Source organism: Caproicibacterium amylolyticum, assembly GCF_014467055.1.
GTDB lineage: Bacteria > Bacillota > Clostridia > Oscillospirales > Acutalibacteraceae > Caproicibacterium > Caproicibacterium amylolyticum.
The window spans coordinates 1,040,340-1,059,728 of the sequence record NZ_CP060696.1 but is presented as its reverse complement, the minus strand read 5'-3'; the positions used below and the strand labels follow the sequence as shown (position 1 = coordinate 1,059,728).

Genomic DNA, 19,389 nt, shown 5'->3' with positions numbered 1-19,389 from the left:
TGGCCTGCTGGTTGAAACCGTAAATTGTGTTGTTCAATGTGTTTCATCGCCTTTTAAGTGATTAACTTTGCGGGATTCGCTAACCAGATACTTCCCATACTTCTTTTGCAAATGCTGCATTTGCTCTTTTGTGACGACTGGAATGTTTTCAGCTTGTTCCTCTGGAACTATGAAAACATGATTCTGCGCAAGCTGTTCCATATCCAATTCGCCACAAGGAACTCCATTAATCATTGGCTCATGCTTTCCCTCAATCCATTCAATTCCCATTTCGTCACAAAGCTGTTTCATCAATTTTTCTTCGCGCAAAATCATTTCTCCTTCCCCCCTGATTGCTTCCTGTATTTGACGTTCTTAACGCTCGTTGTCATCCTTCCTTTCTCAACTCAAACAATCTGTCAAAGTTTTCGCCGGGCGCAAACATGGCAAATGTCCCGCCCTCTCTTATTGTCAAATGTTTCAGCACTCCTGCATCAACTAATTTCTTAATTGGGAACTTTTGGAGTGCTTGCTTTTTCATTCGCAGAGTCGGCAAGTCGTCAAGAATTTTCTGGTACTGAATACTTTTATAATCAGTACCATGTGTATTAAAATACTGTCTGAACCATGTTGCAACTGCTAAATCATTCATGGATAGATTCAATTCAAAAGCTGGCCGCTGGTTCACATTGATTCTTACTCTTTTTCGCATGGTTCACCGTCCATAATGGCACCACACTGTGGGCAGTAATGTGAACCTGCAAACGCCAACGGATTTATTTTTGTGTCTGCTGGTAAGTTGTTATTCCTCGTGTGGCAGTTTGAACAAAGATAAGCACCTAATCCCCAGTCTATCCCGTTTTTGTCGTACTCCCAGTGCGCATGCACCACCGGCGCATATTCACTGGATGCAATCTTTCTAAGACAATTGATTGCTGTATTAATGGCATCACAATAATTATCGTTGTTCCTGATATCATCCAAGCATAGCATGTAATTCAGCGGTTTAATTGCTTCTTTCGGTGTAAGGTCAGGCATGATTATTCCTCCATTTCTGCCCTCAAAGTATTCCAGCCGTCAGGGTCATTTGCAAAAATTTCTCCGAAATCCGTTTCGTCGCCATATTCAAAATAGCGGTGCATGTATTCTTGACATGTTTTGCACCAATAACAGCTATCTACGGAACCATCATCTTCATATGCGGCATTTACCATTTGCGAACCGGCAGGATATGTCTTTCCGCATCCAAAGCAACGGTGCGGCTTCCGTGTAGTCCAATTCTCCCAGTGAAGAATTTCGCTCATTTCTTTTCCTCCTTTACTTCAATAAGTTGAAATGTAACAAGTTCTAAATTTTCTTTTCTGCGTGACCTTATAATAGCCTTTTCACAAGTTCCTCTTTTTTCCCAAAACTTATGACGAGGATTAGTAATATTGCTTACAAGTTTCCCTGTAATTTTGTCACGGGCACCATAAAGATACATCACGTTTTATTCGCTTCCTCCTGCTCCTGTGCCTGCTGAATGAAATATTCCTGTACACATTTGATGCACGGCTTATTTTCATAGTTGCCGTCGTTTTTGGGCTGATATTGCAAATGAAGCAGCTGTGGAATATTGTCACAAAGGAAATAATCAACGCGTCCGAATTCCACAATATACTTTGCCATCAGTTCCAATGCCTTTTTCAGCGTGGCTTTCTCCGTTTTCAGTTGTTCCACTTCATATGTCAGCGCAGCATTCTCAAAAGCTTCGTTAGGATAGCCTTTAATCACAGCAGTAAGAGCTTTTTGCAGCCGTTCCACCTCGGCAAGCAGTGCTGGAATATCGGTGCGAGAGTGGGCGATAAAGTCGGAATCAGCTTCACGTTTTGGACTAATAGATGAGCAAACATTGACTTGTGCAGGATGTTCCCAAGTCGTTTCTGTTACAACCTGTAGTGACGGCACAGTGTTTCCTTGGCACATTACTTTCCATTCTCCTGTTGTTGCTTTTTCGCACCGTGCCTTGATTTCTTCCAGATATTTAGCGTCCATCATTGTCCCTCCTTTCTATAATTATCAATCGCTTTCTGCGCTGCTTCCTTAAAGTTTGGGAAAGGCTTTGAAAGCTGCACCAGCAAAATGATTTTATCTCCTGTATTCGGTACAATTGATACTAGCTTCATCATTACTGCACTTGACAATGTTGCAGCTATTTCGCCGTCTGTACAATTCGCCATCACCAAATAAGTCTGCATCCGATTTTTACGCATAAAAGAAACCGATGTTTCGTTGAAAATGTTCTTGTCCATCACGGCCAAATACTGACCGTTTCCTTTTGGACTCTCAACCATTTTCACGCCAAAAAGGATTACCGGTTTTCCGAACTTTTTAAACCTTTTCTTCTTGCAAAACTCATAAGAAATATCCGTGTAATCATCCCCATAATTATTTTTCTACATATATATTGTATATAATTTGAACGGATTTCGTCACTGAAAACTCATGAACACAATGTGAAGCCAGTAAAGAAAAAGCACCCATTTCTGAGTGCTAATTCATTACCACAAATACCAGTCGTAATCAACATACTTCTGATATCCGCCGTAATTCGGAATATTTGAAGTGTGCCTGATTTTTCTGTTAGTTGTGTTTTTCGCAAGTGACCTGCATCCACTAATGTACATTTGCTTCAAACGGTTGTCACTGCTATAGATGTAATAGCAGCCCTGTGCCTTTAGCTTTTCAATTCTATGCTTGTCCTCAACCGTTCTTATGTGACCGTTTCCTTTTTTCCAATGAACCATATGTGCCTCCTTTACGGCGGATGAATGTGTATGTATTGACTTTTGCTCACAGCTTCTTGCCGCCGTGTCTATACGGTCTTGACTTGTTATAAATGTCTTTCTGCTTGACAATTGATTCCATATCAACGCCGTTCTGACCTGCCCAGTCCAGAATGCGGATAAGGCAATCAGCCATTTCAACGGCAATTCCGTCCGGTTTCCCGTGACCGTCAACATATCGCATTGGCTGACCCTCTCTGTACGCCTGTAGTGCTTCCGAAAGTTCGCTGTGACAGAGTGCTACAACTTCACCGAAAGACGGTTCTTTTTCATCTGGATGCCATCCGTGTTCAACCGCCGTTTTGTTTACTTCTTTAGACCATTCTGTAAGGTTCATACATGTAATCCTCCATGATTTTGTTTAGCTTGTACCACCACACCCACCCAGCCAAACTATTCTACTTTAGAAAGGCAAATCCGAGTCATCCGGCAGACTTTCAAATCCGCCTGAATCTTTCCCCTTGCTGTACTCTGGCTTTGCCTGCTTTGCTGATTTCTGCGGTGCAGGTGAACTACTACTGCTGTTGCCTTTAGAGCCGCAGAATGACACATTATCCACAACAACTTCTGTTTTTTTACGCTTGTTTCCGTCCTTGTCGGTATATGTATCTGTATGCAAGTGTCCCTGAATTGCAATCATGGAGCCTTTGTCAAAGTACCGACTAACGAATTCTGCCGTCTGCCGCCATGCCGTGCAGTCGATAAAGTCTGCCGGTGAATCTTTCTTGATTCCGTCAACTGCTAAAGAGAAGCTACACACTGCAAGGTCGCTCTGCGTGTGCCGCAGTTCAGGGTCTGCTGTAAGTCTGCCGGTCAGTGCTACTACATTAAGATTGCTCATTATTTATCCTCCTGATTAACTGGGTCTAATGTCGTCCATTCTGTTGTGTGCCCATCTGGAAATACCTCCGTGACATAAGGGCACCCATCCTTCATATGCCAGTGAATTGTGTTTTGTGGCCTTTCTTTCATTGCTTCAGCAACAACTTTTGGAACGCATTCACTTTCGGAAGCACATTTTTTGCAAATATTATCAGATGCAGTTTGAACCTGTTTCCGCAAGTTACGCTTTGCCGCTTTTCTGCCGTTCCTTATCTGAATATTCATAAACAGTTTCATTTTGTGGAAGCAATGAGGACAAAGGTGATAAATGAATGCTTGCGACCAGTGAGCCGGATTGTACCCATCGGCTGTACGAATTTGGCAAGGCTCTAACGAAATCACTTTCCCGCAAAAGTCGCACTTGTATTCAATCATTGTTGTCCTCCTTTTTATGTCTACTTTCAAAAAGTCTAGCTGCATCCAAGGGGGTTTGATATTCATTGCTCACTTTCTGGACTTCCTCGTCTGCCGGAAATTCAAAAATGTCCTCGGAATCGCACGTCGCCAAATTTTCCGCAAGTTCTATCATAACTGCTTGAGCATTCTCTTTCGATTTGTAACTTCCAAATGTAATTCCGAAAGCATCATCACGGTTGTGAAAAAGGGAAATTATGAAATCCCCTGTATCTCGACTCTTTAAAGCGTTAGCAATTTTCACTTCACTTGAATCGATAAGCCTATTTTTCTCCTGACTTAAAATAATCATTTGCACTTATTCTCCTTTTTCATAAATTTCTTTCCACCGCTTTTTCCTTTCAGCTTCCTCCGATTGTTTTTCGATTGGTATTACTTTGTCGAGATACCACTTAGCTTTTTCAAGGTCTTGCACGCCACCTTTGTCTTTCCAGCGGAATAGATACTTGATAGCGTTGCCGATGCAGAAGCCCTCAAATCCATTACAATGTGCCACTGCTGATTCAATAGCATCAATGCACTCTACTTTTCCTGCATTGTAATGATTGGGATGATTTACTTCGCTCATTTGTCCATCACCTCATAATTTTCCTTTTCCAGTAGGTCAGACAAATTCAACTCTCCCATGCAAATCTTGTCCAACGTCCACCAGAATGTTTCCTCATGTTCCTGCCGTTCCTCTGCCATCTTGAAGAGCTCTTTTAGTACGGTGCGGCACTTATCCGAGTCAAAGTCAAATGCGTCGTACAAAGCCACACACATCATTTTCATGGTACGTCTTGCAACGTCCTGCTGAATTTTATCAACCTGCGTTGCAATGTACTTGCCCGCTTCTTCTGCAATTGCTTTCCGCGTGTGCTTGCCAACTGGATTAATATTTGCTTTCATGGTGACGCTTCCTCCAATCTTGCACAGCCGCATAGACTGCACAGCCGATAATAAAGGCCAAAACAATCATTCCAACGATAATCAGCAATTGAATTGATGTGACATGAAAAGCAACTCCCAAAAACGCGAATCCGGCAAAGGCAAATCCAGCCCATGCAAACAGCGTAATTATCGAAAAAAGCAGCTGTAAAATTCCGGTCAAAAAGTCTTTCATACATTTTCCTTTCCAATTTGGTACTATGTAGTTAAGGCGTTTTTCGTTTCTGCCACCGCAGAGTTTGAAACCTCCGCATCGACTGTCCAACTTTGGACAGTCCTCATATATAAATGTACAACGGCTTTTTCTTTGTCATGTTTCCGTCCTACTTTTCCCAATTGACCGCCGCCACTGCGTGTATGCTATGTAATCTTTGCACCGGCCGTGGCAGCCAAGTGAGCGCTGCTGGCAGAGGTAACAAGGGTTGTCTGACATAATCATTTGTTTGCCCTCCAAAAGGCTTCTGCAAAACCGGGTGGGGTAATGGCTCTGAAATCTGCATCGGTCTGTGGATGCGCCCATGCAAGCTGTGGAATAAGTGCTTGTGCGGATTTGTGCAGATATGCAAAATTGGGCTTGCCACGTCCGGGTCGCGTGTAGAGCGGTAACTTGTCCGGGACGCCGTCCCAGCTACTATATAGCTTTTTGGGTGGCACAAACCTGCCCCATATAGCTGTGCGCTTAGTCCACGGGTCGCTGTATTCCCACGGCTGGAATATTAACTGCGGTCTGCCCATGTAGTCTATCAAGTGGCCTACCGGGTTTTCCAACGCCCACCATTGCGGCTTGCACATTGCGATTATCCGTAAGCAGGCAACCACCGTAGTAAGTCCGACATCAAAATGTCTTTCACGATTTTCCGCTTTGCAATTAAGTAAGCTAAATTCCGTGCACGGCGGTGCCGCTAGTATACCGTAAACATTTTCCGGTGGCTCATATGTACACACGTCGTTATCAGGCAAGGTAATCAGCCGCACGTCGTAACCAGCCTCTTTGTATGGTCTACTCCATGAGCCTGTCCCGCCACACAGGTCAAGGATTATCTTGCCGCTGTTGTTCGGCGCGGTCATGGGGCAGGCTCCTTTTTACCATCTCTGAATCCCAAGAAATACACGGTTGAATCTTTAACTGTTTCATAATTAGCACAGCTTGAAGCATCTGTGTTTTCTAAGTTTCCACAGTTCCACGCAGAGCAAGCGTTTATATGTATACATTCGGAACACGTTTTCAGCGGAATATGCTTTTTTCTATTCATCCCTTTTCACCTGCTTCCGGCGGGCGGCGGTAAGCAAGCCACGTTTTGCTGTAGTTCTCAAAATAAGTAATTGCAACAACGGCTACTCCGTCGGTTGGCATACTGATTACGCCTCCCGATTTGTGAGAGTAGTGCATATTCGCACTTACAATCGCCCAGTAGTTAGTATCCGAATTGTTTGGGTCGACGGCTTTTACCCACACCGGATGTCCATCCATCTTCCTGAGTCCCTCCAGCGTCAGCGGTTCATTCGGCTGCTGGGCGCGGCGGTTCCAGGCTTTTGCTGCTGAAATTTTCATGGATTTTTCTATTGCTACCGGGCCAGTAAAAACGGGTGCAGCTGCTCCACATTGTTCACAATCATATCCAACAAGTACGCATCCTTGCGATATCTGTTTTCTGTTATAACGTGCTTCTCCCCCGCAAAATGGACACGGCTTCAATTTTTCAGTCATTATTTTCCTCCTTCTTATCCGCAAGGTCTATTAAAGTGTGCGCATATTTTCGCATCTTGTCACGCTGTGCTTCTGAAAACTTCGAGTTGTCGCATACCTGTTGCATAATGATGGTAGCTGCAAAAATCAGCGCTGTTTCTGTTTCTTTATTCATTATTTTTCCTCCTTCGGCGGTTCTGGGAGTGGAATCTCATTCATCTTGGCTCCGCACTCAGTGCAAAAGCCTTGAATCGGAATATTTCCCGATTGCCGTATAAGAAATTCACGGCAATAATGTCCACAATTAGAACATACATAAACATTTTCATCGTTTTTATTCGTCCAGTGTGCGTGCTCCATTTGCACCTTTTCTGCCAGCCAGGTATTTTCAGCCAGCGCGGCTTTAAGCTTGTCCCTGTAAGCATCACGCTCGGCGGCAAGGGATTCCAGTGCGTCGGCGGTAGCAAGATTCATACGTTCTGTGCAATCCATCACGGTTACCCCCAAATGGACAGTCTTTCTGCCCGGTAACGCAGGTTTCACCATTTTTCGTTTTCTCGGCACACAGGCGCATTGCCTTAACCAGTTCTTCTACGGTCAATTCTTCGCTCATTATTTACTCACTTTCTGGCACTCCAGTGCCTTAATCAGCGTTGGAACATCCATCATTGAATCAAAAATAGCGTTCACAGATGCACCTCTTTGCCTTGCCTTTTCAAAGCGCATCTTAATTGCGAGTAATTGCTTTTCATCCATTGAAAGCCCTCCTGATTCTTCTCCAAGCGCATTCAAACCAGCTATCCCATGCGCTGCATTTGTGATGGTCGTTGCATCCTGCGCCCTTAATTGGACACGTTGCACATGGATAAATACTCTCAATCCATTCACGCAATTTGTTTTCCATTTGGCTCACCTACTTTCGCATCAATCCACGTAAATCTCTGAAAATCTCCATTGAATGAAAACGGTATTTTCCCAATTTTACCTTTTTTGTTTTTTACAATGCATAAGTCTCGTTTGTCCGGCTGCTTATCATCATAGTTAAGTAGCATGATTGCGTCTGCGTCCTGCTCAATCTGTCCGGACTCTCTTAGGTCTGTCATCTTTGGGTCTGCCGCCCCTGCACGATTTAGCTGTGACAGCGCAACAATTAATACGTTGTCTGCCTGCGCCATTGTGTGCAAGTCAATAGAAATGTTTGTGGCTTTCTCAACACGGTCTTTGCCGTAGCTTTTTAACAATTGCAGGTAATCAATAAAGATGATGTCATATCCCTTTACAATCGTTTCTGACCGCACTTTTTCAACGCTCCAGCCAGCCGCCGGAATTACCTCAAACTGCAATTTCATGAAGCTGTCGCCGGATTCTGCCATAGCAACAAAATCTTCATCATCCATTTTGCCAGTTTGAATTGCATTGTAAGAAATCCGTGCATAGTTTGAAATCAGTCTGTCGGCAACAGTCTTTTTCCCGGTTTCCAGAGAAAAATATCCAACCTTATACGGTTTGTCATTCTTCTTTGGGTTTGCCATATGAAGCATTAGCTGCAAAGTGAAAGCTGTTTTGCCTGCCGACGGTCTGCCACCGACCACCACATAGTCTCCTTTGTCCATGAATATGTAATCATCCAACTTTTTGAATCCACTTGAAATATGATGTTGCTCCCCTTGATGGTCTGCCCGGTGCGTAAAATCAATGAACAATTCTGCGGCGCTTGACGCTTTGGAGTCTGACCGGTCAACAAACGATTTTGTAATCTCTGCCGCCATTTTTCGGCAATCGTCAACTGGTGTAGACTCGTCAATTCCAGAAAGCATATTAGCGGCTTTCGTGTACGCTTCCTGCTTCTCTGAACGTTCTCGCACTTGCTGTATGTACTCTGCCGTATGACTAAGTGTGGGTACGCTTTGTGATGCCTCCAAAAGCACTTGCCTGTATTCTGGAGTTAGGTGTGACATGACAGTGACAAAATCAATCGCCGTTCCTGCTTTGTAAAGTTCCTCACAAACGGAATATGCTGTGTGGAACTCTGGTACGAGGAAATCATCACTTGACAAATGCATTGCAGCAAGCGGCATTGTCTTTTTTGAGTCAAGGAATAGTGCACCGATAACTGCCTGCTCTGCTTCGTAATTAGGTTTCAAGGCAGATAATCACCTACCCCAACTGTGCTTTTCGGTTCTTCTTTCTGCCGATAGCTATTACTGTAGCCGCCATTGTTACTTCCCCCTCTGTCTTGCTTGCGCGACAGCCACGAGTTAGCAAACCGTACAATGCCTTTTCTGGTTTTGCGCTTTGCAGGATTGGAATCAAGCCAGCCTTTCATATTGCGTAATTCCTGCATCACATCAACCGCAGGATAAAGCTGATTCCATTCGTCAACCTGCTTCTGCGTAACTCCAAACTCCGACTTGTCATTCAGCATAAGAGTAATCACAGACGGCTCTTTCTGCTTCTGCTCTGGCTCTGTTCCGGATGATTGTAATTTTGATTCACAGTTTACAATAGCCTTGTAGTCATAGAGCGTTACTCCACTTGCTGTTCGCTCTGACTTTTCAAGCAGTCCTGCATCTGTCAAAGCTTTCAGCGCTGAAATAACTCCCTGCCTGCTTCCTCCGGTACAGTTCTGCAAATAAGTAATGCTTCCGCTGAACCGGCTGCAACCGTCTTTTGAAAATCCGTAAATGATTGCGTATACCTGCAATTTCAAGCCAGACAGATGTAGCTTATGTATCATCCACGAATGAATAATGAAAAATGTTTCCATATTTTTGCCTCACCATAGAGAAGTTTGTTCGGCTTCCGTAACGCCTTTGCAGTTGCGTACTGCCTGCTGATACCATGTGGGCTTTAGCTCTACTCCAACGGCTCTACGCCCATTTTGCAGCGCCACATATGCTTCGCTTCCGATTCCCATAAATGGCGTAAGAACCGTATCACCTTTGTTTGTCCACAAATTGATTGCACGGCGAATAACCGTAAGTTGTAAAGGACAAATATGCTTCTCATCCTTATCATCGCGGCATGATGATGCGTTCAGCGTGTCAGATGGGTTAATGTCCATCCAAATCGGGCTTGCATACCGTTGCCACACTGCCACTGGAAATGACTCATTTGTGTGAGTCACACGTTCTGGATTGTCACCGGGTTTACGCATTGTAACAAGATAGTCTGGAATGCCTTGCCTGCTCATGCAGGAATCTTTTTTAATCTGTTTGTGCAATAGTCCCAGTGCTTTTGTACGTTGCATAGCAATCACAGGGTCTTTCCAAATGCACACTTCGCTGTGATAAATAAATCCTTCCTGCTGAAACAAGCGAATCAGATCTCCACGAAAATCTTCAATACCAATATATCCGTCGCGTTCTTTGCTGGTAGGCAGGTTCATACAATGTACGCTCATAAGCCTACCGGGCATAAGCACCCGGTAAAGTTCCTTGACAATAAAAGAGAATTGCTCAAAGAATTCTGACTTCGTGCGGCAGTTTCCCAAATCTCGTTCACTGTTACTGTATGTGTACAAGCTTGCAAACGGTGGGGAATAAATCTCAAAATGTACGCTGTCTGACGGGATACCGGTCAATACTTCGCAACTGTCGCCGTTGTAAAGCGCCATTCTATCATCAATGTACTGGTCTGTTACATCCATGCTGCTCCTCCCAACCATGCAGGCGTTGCCATCTTATCCGGCGCAACATAATTTTCTGTCACTCTTGTGGTTTGATAGATGTCTGCCTGCAAAATTGCTTTTGTGTACTTCACTAGTTCATGTGTCATATGCTGTGCACTTTTCTGCTTTCGTTGGATATTGGCCTTTACTGCTCCCTCCGCTTCGGAAGTAATAATGTGTACGTTTACTGGTTGCGACTGCCCGAATCTCCAGCACCGGCGCACGGCTTGATAATAGGCTTCAAAGGAATCTGAAAGTCCTGCAAATATGACGTTATGACAGTTCTGCCAGTTCATGCCGAACCCGCACAATGAAGGCTTGCTAACAAGTACACGCGCTTTCCTATCTGTAAAATCAAGCATTGATTGGCGCTTAAAATCCGCGCTATCAGCGCCGCAAACTTCTACTGCATCTGGAATCAGCCTTTTCAGTTCGTGACTTTCATCGTTCAAGTCACACCAAATAAGCATCTGCTCATTCGTACTATTCGCGATATCTGCTGCCATTTTGCAGCGGTCATGTAAAGATTCTCTGCGCACTTTTCTGCGTTCAGAAAGTGTTTGTGTTGTCTGTGCGAATAATAATTCTTGACCGTCTGCATCTACCATGTTGTTTGACTTCACGGTATCCTGAATGATGTTCAACGGTGGCAGGTTGTATCCTGCATCGTCATATCCTAAATCGGCAGGTGAAGTCATGCAACAAGCCCATGAAGCCACCCATTCAAAGAACTTTTCTGTTGCGTGTCCTTTTAGCCGCCAATCTTGAGTGCTTCCACCATCATGTACAAAGAACGTTGCAAGCATTTCTGCACGGCTCATAATTCCTAAGAATTCTGCGTGATTGCCAAGTTCTGTGAAGTCATTTGGGGATGGTGTCGCAGTACAGCACAACTTATATGGAGTGCTTTGAAACATTTCAATAAGCAATCCTTTTGTACGGCTGGAAAAGTTCTTTAGAATACTGCTTTCGTCAAGCACCACTCCTACAAACTGTGAAGCGTCAAAGTTTTCCAACATTTCATAGTTGGTAATGTTCAGCGGTGATGTGGCTGCGTCCTGTGAGCGGCAATAATTTACATGATAGCCGAACTTGTTGCCCTCGCGTACCGTCTGACCGGCTACAGCAAGCGGTGCAACAATCAAGATTTTCCCGCCAGTGTGTTGTGCCACTGCACCAGCCCACATAAGCTGTTGTATTGACTTTCCAAGTCCGCAATCCTCAAACAGTGCAGCTTTACCTTTTTTCAACGCCCATGCAACAATATCTTTCTGCCACTCGAAAGCCTTTCCATTAAGGCCGTTCTTGTCAACAGAGAATCCGCAAACAGGAGTCGTAATCTGCTTCTGCTTTAAAAACTCGTAATAGTTCACTGTACCACCGCCAATCAGTACGGCAGATTGGGTAAGCCAACATAATCAGGACTATCAAAATCAGGCACGATTTTTGCTCCCTGCATATCTGTAAGGATTTGCTTTACAACAAACGAATTGTAAAACTTGTCCCCGTACTTTTGTGTATCGTAATTGCATAAGATGTCAATCCATCTTCCAACCTTAAAATTGTTGCTGATAAGTTCTGCGGTTTCATTCCACGCGCAGCAGTACAAATGCGAACCGGGCAGACGTTCCTTTGTTTCTGTGTTTACCTTTCCGTAAGAAGCCACGATGAATTTTACGTATTTTTTCCCGCTTGTGCAGGTGACTAAATCTTTCATTTCGTAAATTCTGCCGTGAACAAGGCAAGGAACTCCTGCCGCCGAGCCGTCATACATAACTTTTCCGTTATTGGTAATCGTCATATGCCAACGCGCTTTTTTCTTTATGTCAGCCATTATTAACCTCCGTAATCTCGACTTTCACTTCCGGCACTTCTCCGTATCGCTTCTGTACCGAAAGATTGATTACCTGTGTATCGTCTGTATAAGCAACGCCATTCAAAGCGTCCAGAACGATTTTGGCGATATTGTCCGCATCTGGTTTCTTTGTAGGGTAAATGCACCCATTCAAAGCATCTGCTCTCTTTGCTTTTGAGAACGATTTAGGAATTCCGAATACCGCTTCAATACAGACTGTGACAGGCTTTTTATCCGTGAAAGCAGGCTGTACACCATACTTTGATTGGTAGGCTGTAACCACCTGCTTCTCATAATTTACCGTCTATGCAGGCGTGTAAGCGTGTCCACCTCGCGTAAAACGCGGTCTGCCTTTTCCTACTGGCTCACCGGGAACAATAAAGTTCATGAAATCCTCCTTGCAATCTCATAAATCACATTTACAGTGCAAGCGTCTCCTGCAGCCCTATACATCTGCGTATCGGATATTCCTGCGGCTATCAACTTATCTGTCACGGCATCGTCAACGCCTTGCAAGCGCATACATTCGCGCGGGGTTAAACGGCGAATACGGGTGCCGTTTTGGTCTTTTTGTCCTCTGTTTACACCCTCAACGGCACGGGGCTCTAAAAGCAGATTGTCCTTTTGAACTGTGCTTAAAGTGTTGGAAATCCCGTCTGGTCGAGGCTCTAACTGCGTCATTCGGTGGCGGCTTTCTTGTATCTCTCCGCTTTCATAAGCCTTGCGGACTTCTTTGCCATATTCGTTACGGACGGGTCGTAAAACTGCGGGTTCTGTAATTAACGGTTCTCTGCCACCGCCCTCCATTTTATTTAGGCATGGTGCCAATCCTGTCGGGTCGTACACTCTGCCTTGATTCGGGTTATCACGGGTTGCCGTCGGCATTACATTACCTATCTGCTTTACAAAACTTCCTGTCCAGTTGCTTTGCCCTTTTGAGGTAAGGCAGAGTGCAATTTCGTTATCTGATGATTCAGCCTGTACGGCTTCGTTATGTACGCTGTTGCCTTCTCCGATAGGAAATATTTTTCTTGAACCGCATCTTCTAAGATGTCCGAGAGTGTACACTCTTTCCCGATTCTGCGGCACTCCAAAATTCTTTGAGTTGAGTAGTTGCCATTGCACATCGTACCCGCATTGCCCCATTTCAGCTTGAATCGCGGCAAAGTCCCATCCGTTATTGCTTGAGAGCATGCCTTTAACATTTTCGTAGAGAAGCCATTCGGGTCTATCTGCGGGTTCTTTTTCCCTGACAAGCCTAAACACTTCTCGAACAAGCCCGCTTCGCTCTCCGTCAAGCCCTGCGCGTAATCCGGCAACACTGAAATCTTGGCACGGCGCTCCGAAGCACCAGCAATCGGAAACAGGGATATCTGTCCCTCGCACTGTTGTAATGTCGCCTGCATCTGGCTCACCCCCAAAAATCACTTTGTAAATCTCTCGTTTGTGTTTATCAAATTCCACGGAATAAACGCATTCATGCCCTGCCTGTTCAAATCCCATTCGGATTGTTCCCATTCCGCAAAACATATCCACAAACTTCACGGATTTTCACCACCATTTCCAGCAGGCTTTAACTGTTTAATTATCAAGCTACCATCCGCATTGATTCCAATAAGAGTATTGACATTCTCAAATTCAGAGCCTATACTCTTACCATAAGTATTTTTGTAACCGCTGTTCTCGGTGTCACCAGCACTGGGAGCAGCTTCTTTTTTGTCTGGAACGTAATTTTCAAGAACATCATATTCAAAATCGTTCATGCAAATTTTCGTATCTCCAACCATGCACTCCACTCTTTTCAGGATGTCGTCGCGTTTGGAAACCAAATATGCAAGTCCTTGAACCATCCCGTAGCACCAGCAAGACAAAGAATTAGGGGTAATGTACTCTCCAGCCTTTGCATGCCTATGAAACCTATGTACTGTACTTACTGATGAATGTTCTTCAAAACTCCAAGATGCTGGATTGTAATTTAAAAGTTTGCACACATTTTCACAATAAAACTGGCAGTCAGTACAACGCTCGTTGTTGCAACAGCAGTCGTGTACTTCTTTCAACGTCATATTTGGATTAAGTTTCATATAACCTCCGTATTCCTCCCACCCACCACGTCTTTGAATTACTCTATACTTCCAAATTCACCGGCCAAAAGCAGTTTTAAAATGTTGCTTTCTGGATTAACAATACGCTTTGTTGTTTCATTCTTTCCTAGCTTGATTTCAAAGGTTCTGTGTTCGGTATGAATGAACACCCTGAATCCTTGCTCAAACAGCTTTGTGGATAAAAGTACAAGCTGAGTAGTATGCACAACTTCATCGTTCCAGATTGCCATTCTGGTACTATAAAAATCATGATACACTTTTGTTCCGTATTCCCACTTGCTTCCAAGATAAAAATGAATTTCTTTCATTTGCTGACAATCCTTTCGTCCAAATGTGTAGCTTTCATATCTGCAATGTGTAGCAGAAGTGCAAGCGGGTATTTGTCGTAAGCGTCACCCTCTGCAAAACAGCCGCCGCGCACCGCATCGTCAAATCCTCCCATGTGCCAACGGATAGCCACTGCTTCATCAACGTGCAGCCGCATGAACCGTTCAATGAGAAACACACTCTTTTCGCCGTGTCCATATGGGAATTGGTCTGAAACCTGATAGAACGGCTGTTTTTCCCATTGACCGGTTTCTTCATTCTTGACGTTTCGCATAGACACGCTGTAAAAGTTTGCTTTGCACACATCATGCAGAAGCCCACAAATTGCAATGGATTCAGCGTTCATCTTTGCGCTATCCACATTTGCAAGTGCTTTCTTTATGTACAAGTCATATTCTTCTGATAACTCATGAAACACATTCAGGCTGTGCTCCACAAGTCCACCCTCATATGAACCATGAAACCGTGTGCTTGCCGGCGCAGTGAAAAAGTCGGTTGTTTTCAGCCATGTGAGAAGTTTGTCCGCACCCTGCCGCTGAATGTTGGCATTGTACGTTTCAATGAATTTTTCTGTTACTTCGCTCATTATTCCTCCTGCGAATCAAGAATGGCGGTGAAAGGTTCTAATGTATCGGTAGTAATGTCATTAAGCGTGCCATACCCGCCAAGTTTTAAAGCTTTTTCAACTTTTTCAGCGCCATACTTCTTTAGAATTTCTCCCTGCTGCTCACCTGCAATTGGCTTTGCAGAGAGTTCAGAGAAGTGTTCTCCGGGAGTAGTCATTCCGTCGTGGATGCTGTTGAGCACCTTAGTGAGCCGATACATATCGTTCGGAGACCATGCAGAAGATTTGCACCCCAAGTACTTTTCAAGCATCTGCTGTGTGACGCCAATTTTTGCAAAACTCTTAATCGCGTTATCTCTTCGCGTTTCCAGAGGAATTTCGCTTTTAGCAAGAGTGTGATTACATTCTTCCAATGCTTCCTCAATAATGTCTCCCGGGAGAACATTCAGCAGGCAGGCTCTCATGCGCCTTGCTGCTTGGTTTGCACACATTTCATACTTGTCTCTTTCCTCTGTAAGAGCATAAGACCCACGCTTCGTATCTCTCACAAGCGGTACATCAAATCGAATGGAGCGGCGGGTATTAGATTCAATATCCCACGCCCATGCTTCGCAATGGGAAGTTTCTGTTCCATCCACATTTTTATCTCTTGCAAGTTCTGTCCACCCAAAATCAATGTTTCCCCAATTCTGCGCAAGGACTTCTGCAAGACGGATTGACGGCCCCGTAACTTTTGTACCGCCACGCGGGTATTCGTATGTAGCAGTTTGCGCGAGTCGCTCCCGCTTGCAAGCCTTAATAATTTTGCTTTCTGCGGTTACTTCGTCACGTGGAAAACGCTTTGCCATAAGCACCATCGCTTCAACTTCTTTTGCAGAGCGCACAGCAACGGATGCGCCGGCAGGACTTGTAATTTGTAATGTGGATGATGCCTGATTTATAGAAAGTTCGTTAGCCATTATTTATCCTCCTGCGGCTTGTAGTTTTCAAGGACAACGTACATGCCAATAGAATAATTCCACTCATCTTCATCGTCCGTTGTTTTTCTAGGATGATTTTTTCCGTATACGAATGGGGAACATCCATCATGAATTCCATCTATCCGTAAAATGTCTCCCAATCTATTGAAACTGTAAACTGGGTTGACAATCTTTATGTACTCTCCCGGCTTTGCACGACGTTTTACTTCCTTAACTTTGCTGCTCTTTCCAAACAGCTTTTTCAGTACTTCTTCTGCACCGGTTGCAAGGCTGAACTTGTCCTTGTAATAAAGGCTTACGGTTGCTTCTTTCAGTACCCTGCGACCTTTTCGCATGGTTGCTGTGGTGGTCTTGCCGTCTGTGATGATAACGATGGTTGGAAAATCAGAGTCAGCAGACGTAACGTATTCATTATCTACAATCCAGCAATGACCCCATTTCCCATTGAAGTAGCCGTTACCATTATGACCTCCAACGCTTTTGTCAAACTCTATCCCCATGGCTGGCGCCTTTTCTCTGTCATGTCCGGACAAATATTTTACCGTTCCAAGCTGTCCAATAACGCTTTTTTTGTAATAGCCGTCTTTAACTTTCACTCGGTCTCCAACATAAAATTCTTTCATTATATATAGCCCTCCTTTAGGCTCTCACTGATAATACTTGCTCTTTGCGAAACTCAATGCCCGGAATCTGTAACGATGGATTCAGCTTGTGCAACTGCATAATTGCTTTTGTGTCCACTGTGCGAATGGCAAAACCGTTAATGTATGCCGGAACTTTTGCATCATCCGTAACAGCAACGACTTCTTTTGTCCGTGTCGAAACTCCGCTGATTTTTGGCTTGTCCACCATAACAGTAGGTGTGAACGTGCTCACAGTTTCTGCCTGCTGCATCTTGATAGCGGCTTCAATCGTATTACCTGACTGTTCTGCTTCCGCTGCTTCTGCAAGAATCCGCTCCGATTCAGCCTGTGCAAGTTTCTGCGCTTCCGCTTCTGCCGCCCTGCGCTTTGCATCCTGCTCCTGCTGATATGTAAGAATCTTGCCTTTTACAATAGACTCTGCACGGTCGCAAATGTCAGTCATAGCCTTACGCTTTGCGGTCAATTCTTTGTGCGTCTTGTTTGCCGCGCTAATAGCAGGCTCCCAATATTCATCAACTTTCTTCTTCGTCCGCTTAACCCTTTTCAACAAGTCAGTAGCAGACTCAAACTGCGCATTGTCTGAAATTGAAACATTCTGCGCTTCCTGCACCATCTGGTTTGTTTCCTGCTGTACAGTCAATTCGGTTTCGCTCATTCCGCACTCTCCAATCCATCTTCACCGATAACGTAAACTTGCAGGCTTTCCATGTCCATGACGATATAAAGCAATTTACCTTTGTTTGTCATATGTTTTGCACGTCTAATGACACGGCACACTGCTTCATTGAGTGGCAAATTTGAATCACGATAGTTTTTAGACAGCTGTGGAGCATATTTATCCACAAACTCTCCATAACATGGATAATTTGCACCGTAATTTATAACTTTTACTTTCTCGTCAATTCCGAACTTGAACTTTGGCTCTGTGGCGGCCTTTACTTCTTCCACTGGCTTTCCTAACAGCCGCTTCAATGCAATGTCTGCACCTGTGTAAAGGTCGAATGTGTCGATAGGTGAACAGGCTGATTTTGCACTCTTTACTGTCTTATGCCCGTCTTTCAGATACGCGGTCGTGACTTTGCCATCGGAGCGGATAACGATTGTCTGACTGTCTGCCGGTTCAATCATGTCAGTGGAATACTGCCAATTTGTTCTAATATCATCACAATTTTGGAAAGAGCACAGTCCTATTCTTTTCCCACAAATGCTTGATATTGTGGCAAATTTTCCGCAAAGTGGTTCCATAAGTGTGACGAAAGTTTCGTTACACCCGATATTTCCACGTCCGTTAATCCCAAATTCTTCCTTCATATCGTCAAATTGGCGAATCCGTACCCGCTGGCCTACATAGAACTTTTCCTTTGTGTGTTCCTCAACTGGTGCTACATCGGATTCATGCAACCAATGTTTATTTCCCTTTTCATCTTTGGCAAGGTAAGGAACACGGCTGTCATCAGTTTCGACAATAGTTACAATGCAGCCTTTCGAAAAGTCTTTATAATTCTCAACCATTCTTACGCGGTCGCCAACTTTAAATTTGTTCACTTTCGTTTTCCTCCTTGACTTCTTCAAAAGCGTAAGCGTCCCAATTGCAATCTTTGTTCCAATGTTTAAAAGAATCTGTGCGGCATGCGCATCCGTAATCTCCATTTTCATCTTTCATTTTGCCGTCCGAAGTAACACTGTAAATCTTGCCTACAATGAATCTTCCGTTTATTGACTTTGTGCATCTTACTTTGCGATTCCACGCCATATAGTTAGTCCTCCTTGAAGTTGTGGATTTGTAGGCACGCAAGAAACGTGCTGAAATCCGGTTTAAGTTCGTACCATGTGTAAGTGCCATCCTTTTTCAAGTGGATAACACCCATCTTGTGAATTAAGGTGCTGTCAAACGCTTTCAATCCCTCTGCATATGCCGCAAGCTGAACAGACCACATCTTTCTATGTACCGATTGTGTTGTCTTTATGTCAGCAAGGATGTTTGTTTCTCCTATCTGCATAACCAAATCGCAAGTTCCTGCGTACATAAAGGCTTTGTGGTAAAATCGCTTTTCGGAAGCAATTACTTTCGCTGGGAAATCGTGTTTGAATTGCAAGTAAGCGTCAAAGTAAGGTTTGCAATCTTCATCCGCAGACTTAAACCCGAACTTCTCATACTGCTCAATGCTTCTATGTACTCTGGTTCCCCTGTCTGCCGCTTTCTCCATTGTCATAGGTGATATGTCTGTGCCGTACACTTTATCGTGAAGTGGCTGCATCACCTGTGTAACTGACGGAAAAATAATGCCGCCCATTTTGTATTGGTGCAACGCTTCGTCAAATTCCAATTCCATGAATACACCTCGGAGAAGAACAAGCAATCTTACGGTTGGGCTTGTCCACATAACGGCACCATACGCAATGCTTGCACTGTGCCATCTTTACATCTTCTGCAAGCAACTTTTGGGTTTTCTTGCGCTCTGCCTGCAAGTTCTCTCGCAACATCCCGACACGCTGACGCATGGGAATATCAGGGTTCATTACCCGCAA

At 44.3% G+C, this 19,389-nt stretch carries 35 protein-coding genes and 1 pseudogene; all 36 read right to left on the bottom strand.

Features of this window, described 5'->3' with window-relative positions:
- Window positions 1-33 precede the first annotated feature (33 nt).
- Window positions 34-315 (bottom strand): hypothetical protein, encoded by a 282-nt coding sequence (locus H6X83_RS05025; protein WP_212508057.1) that lies wholly within the window; start codon window positions 313-315, stop codon window positions 34-36.
- 52 nt (window positions 316-367) lie between these two features.
- On the bottom strand, window positions 368-691 hold the full coding sequence (locus H6X83_RS05020; protein ID WP_212508056.1) for a hypothetical protein: 324 nt from the start codon (window positions 689-691) through the stop codon (window positions 368-370).
- Window positions 676-1,017: a hypothetical protein gene (locus tag H6X83_RS05015; RefSeq protein ID WP_212508055.1), complete on the bottom strand. Its 342-nt coding sequence runs from the start codon at window positions 1,015-1,017 to the stop codon at window positions 676-678. Before H6X83_RS05015 ends, H6X83_RS05020 begins: the two co-directional genes overlap by 16 nt.
- Before the next feature lie 2 nt (window positions 1,018-1,019).
- Window positions 1,020-1,283: a hypothetical protein gene (locus tag H6X83_RS05010; RefSeq protein WP_212508054.1), complete on the bottom strand. Its 264-nt coding sequence runs from the start codon at window positions 1,281-1,283 to the stop codon at window positions 1,020-1,022.
- The gene (locus H6X83_RS05005) at window positions 1,280-1,465 is read right to left on the bottom strand and encodes a hypothetical protein (protein ID WP_212508053.1); all 186 of its coding nucleotides are present in this window, start codon (window positions 1,463-1,465) and stop codon (window positions 1,280-1,282) included. The genes H6X83_RS05010 and H6X83_RS05005 overlap by 4 nt, the downstream gene beginning before the upstream one ends.
- The gene (locus H6X83_RS05000; RefSeq protein WP_212508052.1) at window positions 1,462-2,016 is read right to left on the bottom strand and encodes a hypothetical protein; all 555 of its coding nucleotides are present in this window, start codon (window positions 2,014-2,016) and stop codon (window positions 1,462-1,464) included. The genes H6X83_RS05005 and H6X83_RS05000 overlap by 4 nt, the downstream gene beginning before the upstream one ends.
- Window positions 2,013-2,312 (bottom strand): hypothetical protein, encoded by a 300-nt coding sequence (locus tag H6X83_RS04995; RefSeq protein WP_212508051.1) that lies wholly within the window; start codon window positions 2,310-2,312, stop codon window positions 2,013-2,015. The genes H6X83_RS05000 and H6X83_RS04995 overlap by 4 nt, the downstream gene beginning before the upstream one ends.
- A gap of 207 nt (window positions 2,313-2,519) precedes the next feature.
- Window positions 2,520-2,765, bottom strand: a complete 246-nt coding sequence (locus H6X83_RS04990) for a hypothetical protein (protein ID WP_212508050.1) — start codon at window positions 2,763-2,765, stop codon at window positions 2,520-2,522.
- Window positions 2,766-2,811: 46 nt separating this feature from the next.
- On the bottom strand, window positions 2,812-3,141 hold the full coding sequence (locus tag H6X83_RS04985) for a nucleoside triphosphate pyrophosphohydrolase family protein (protein WP_212508049.1): 330 nt from the start codon (window positions 3,139-3,141) through the stop codon (window positions 2,812-2,814).
- Window positions 3,142-3,207: 66 nt separating this feature from the next.
- The gene (locus H6X83_RS04980; RefSeq protein ID WP_212508048.1) at window positions 3,208-3,645 is read right to left on the bottom strand and encodes a single-stranded DNA-binding protein; all 438 of its coding nucleotides are present in this window, start codon (window positions 3,643-3,645) and stop codon (window positions 3,208-3,210) included.
- Window positions 3,645-4,061: a hypothetical protein gene (locus tag H6X83_RS04975; RefSeq protein WP_212508047.1), complete on the bottom strand. Its 417-nt coding sequence runs from the start codon at window positions 4,059-4,061 to the stop codon at window positions 3,645-3,647. The genes H6X83_RS04980 and H6X83_RS04975 overlap by 1 nt, the downstream gene beginning before the upstream one ends.
- Window positions 4,054-4,392, bottom strand: a complete 339-nt coding sequence (locus tag H6X83_RS04970) for a hypothetical protein (RefSeq protein WP_212508046.1) — start codon at window positions 4,390-4,392, stop codon at window positions 4,054-4,056. The genes H6X83_RS04975 and H6X83_RS04970 overlap by 8 nt, the downstream gene beginning before the upstream one ends.
- Window positions 4,393-4,398: 6 nt before the next feature.
- Window positions 4,399-4,668: a DUF3310 domain-containing protein gene (locus H6X83_RS04965; protein WP_212508045.1), complete on the bottom strand. Its 270-nt coding sequence runs from the start codon at window positions 4,666-4,668 to the stop codon at window positions 4,399-4,401.
- Window positions 4,665-4,988, bottom strand: a complete 324-nt coding sequence (locus tag H6X83_RS04960) for a hypothetical protein (protein ID WP_212508044.1) — start codon at window positions 4,986-4,988, stop codon at window positions 4,665-4,667. The genes H6X83_RS04965 and H6X83_RS04960 overlap by 4 nt, the downstream gene beginning before the upstream one ends.
- Window positions 4,972-5,202, bottom strand: a complete 231-nt coding sequence (locus tag H6X83_RS04955) for a hypothetical protein (protein WP_212508043.1) — start codon at window positions 5,200-5,202, stop codon at window positions 4,972-4,974. Before H6X83_RS04955 ends, H6X83_RS04960 begins: the two co-directional genes overlap by 17 nt.
- Before the next feature lie 260 nt (window positions 5,203-5,462).
- Window positions 5,463-6,095 carry a hypothetical protein gene (locus H6X83_RS04950; protein ID WP_212507904.1) on the bottom strand — a complete coding sequence of 211 codons (633 nt, stop codon included), beginning with the start codon at window positions 6,093-6,095 and terminating at the stop codon, window positions 5,463-5,465.
- Between the two features lie 181 nt (window positions 6,096-6,276).
- Complete coding sequence (locus H6X83_RS04945; RefSeq protein ID WP_212508042.1) at window positions 6,277-6,735, bottom strand: Lar family restriction alleviation protein; 459 nt, start codon at window positions 6,733-6,735, stop codon at window positions 6,277-6,279.
- Window positions 6,728-6,889, bottom strand: coding sequence for a hypothetical protein (locus tag H6X83_RS04940; RefSeq protein WP_212508041.1), 162 nt, complete (start codon window positions 6,887-6,889; stop codon window positions 6,728-6,730). The genes H6X83_RS04945 and H6X83_RS04940 overlap by 8 nt, the downstream gene beginning before the upstream one ends.
- Entirely contained in the window at window positions 6,889-7,206 is a 318-nt protein-coding gene (locus tag H6X83_RS04935) for a hypothetical protein (protein WP_212508040.1), read from the bottom strand. Before H6X83_RS04935 ends, H6X83_RS04940 begins: the two co-directional genes overlap by 1 nt.
- Before the next feature lie 120 nt (window positions 7,207-7,326).
- Complete coding sequence (locus H6X83_RS04930) at window positions 7,327-7,470, bottom strand: hypothetical protein (RefSeq protein WP_212508039.1); 144 nt, start codon at window positions 7,468-7,470, stop codon at window positions 7,327-7,329.
- Between the two features lie 128 nt (window positions 7,471-7,598).
- Entirely contained in the window at window positions 7,599-8,858 is a 1,260-nt protein-coding gene (locus tag H6X83_RS04925) for a replicative DNA helicase (protein ID WP_212508038.1), read from the bottom strand.
- Window positions 8,855-9,481 carry a hypothetical protein gene (locus H6X83_RS04920; RefSeq protein ID WP_212508037.1) on the bottom strand — a complete coding sequence of 209 codons (627 nt, stop codon included), beginning with the start codon at window positions 9,479-9,481 and terminating at the stop codon, window positions 8,855-8,857. Before H6X83_RS04920 ends, H6X83_RS04925 begins: the two co-directional genes overlap by 4 nt.
- A 9-nt stretch (window positions 9,482-9,490) precedes the next feature.
- Entirely contained in the window at window positions 9,491-10,363 is an 873-nt protein-coding gene (locus H6X83_RS04915; protein ID WP_212508036.1) for a DNA-methyltransferase, read from the bottom strand.
- Window positions 10,354-11,757, bottom strand: a complete 1,404-nt coding sequence (locus tag H6X83_RS04910; protein WP_212508035.1) for an SNF2-related protein — start codon at window positions 11,755-11,757, stop codon at window positions 10,354-10,356. The genes H6X83_RS04915 and H6X83_RS04910 overlap by 10 nt, the downstream gene beginning before the upstream one ends.
- Before the next feature lie 14 nt (window positions 11,758-11,771).
- Window positions 11,772-12,218, bottom strand: a complete 447-nt coding sequence (locus H6X83_RS04905) for a single-stranded DNA-binding protein (RefSeq protein ID WP_212508034.1) — start codon at window positions 12,216-12,218, stop codon at window positions 11,772-11,774.
- Window positions 12,211-12,531, bottom strand: a pseudogene (locus H6X83_RS04900) (RusA family crossover junction endodeoxyribonuclease); the annotation flags it as partial. The pseudogene H6X83_RS04900 and the gene H6X83_RS04905, both read right to left, overlap by 8 nt.
- Window positions 12,532-12,623: 92 nt before the next feature.
- Entirely contained in the window at window positions 12,624-13,784 is a 1,161-nt protein-coding gene (dcm, locus tag H6X83_RS04895; protein ID WP_246419516.1) for a DNA (cytosine-5-)-methyltransferase, read from the bottom strand.
- Entirely contained in the window at window positions 13,781-14,323 is a 543-nt protein-coding gene (locus H6X83_RS04890) for a hypothetical protein (RefSeq protein WP_212508033.1), read from the bottom strand. The genes dcm and H6X83_RS04890 overlap by 4 nt, the downstream gene beginning before the upstream one ends.
- A 38-nt stretch (window positions 14,324-14,361) precedes the next feature.
- Window positions 14,362-14,652 carry a hypothetical protein gene (locus H6X83_RS04885; RefSeq protein ID WP_212508032.1) on the bottom strand — a complete coding sequence of 97 codons (291 nt, stop codon included), beginning with the start codon at window positions 14,650-14,652 and terminating at the stop codon, window positions 14,362-14,364.
- Window positions 14,649-15,257 (bottom strand): HD domain-containing protein, encoded by a 609-nt coding sequence (locus tag H6X83_RS04880; protein ID WP_212508031.1) that lies wholly within the window; start codon window positions 15,255-15,257, stop codon window positions 14,649-14,651. Before H6X83_RS04880 ends, H6X83_RS04885 begins: the two co-directional genes overlap by 4 nt.
- Window positions 15,257-16,195, bottom strand: coding sequence for a hypothetical protein (locus H6X83_RS04875; protein WP_212508030.1), 939 nt, complete (start codon window positions 16,193-16,195; stop codon window positions 15,257-15,259). Before H6X83_RS04875 ends, H6X83_RS04880 begins: the two co-directional genes overlap by 1 nt.
- Window positions 16,195-16,839 carry a CAP-Gly domain-containing protein gene (locus H6X83_RS04870; protein WP_212508029.1) on the bottom strand — a complete coding sequence of 215 codons (645 nt, stop codon included), beginning with the start codon at window positions 16,837-16,839 and terminating at the stop codon, window positions 16,195-16,197. The genes H6X83_RS04875 and H6X83_RS04870 overlap by 1 nt, the downstream gene beginning before the upstream one ends.
- A 16-nt stretch (window positions 16,840-16,855) precedes the next feature.
- Window positions 16,856-17,515, bottom strand: coding sequence for a hypothetical protein (locus H6X83_RS04865; protein ID WP_212508028.1), 660 nt, complete (start codon window positions 17,513-17,515; stop codon window positions 16,856-16,858).
- Window positions 17,512-18,405 (bottom strand): hypothetical protein, encoded by an 894-nt coding sequence (locus H6X83_RS04860; RefSeq protein ID WP_212508027.1) that lies wholly within the window; start codon window positions 18,403-18,405, stop codon window positions 17,512-17,514. The genes H6X83_RS04865 and H6X83_RS04860 overlap by 4 nt, the downstream gene beginning before the upstream one ends.
- Window positions 18,392-18,613: a hypothetical protein gene (locus H6X83_RS04855; protein ID WP_212508026.1), complete on the bottom strand. Its 222-nt coding sequence runs from the start codon at window positions 18,611-18,613 to the stop codon at window positions 18,392-18,394. Before H6X83_RS04855 ends, H6X83_RS04860 begins: the two co-directional genes overlap by 14 nt.
- Before the next feature lie 4 nt (window positions 18,614-18,617).
- Window positions 18,618-19,193, bottom strand: a complete 576-nt coding sequence (locus tag H6X83_RS04850) for a hypothetical protein (protein ID WP_212508025.1) — start codon at window positions 19,191-19,193, stop codon at window positions 18,618-18,620.
- Window positions 19,194-19,389 lie beyond the last annotated feature (196 nt).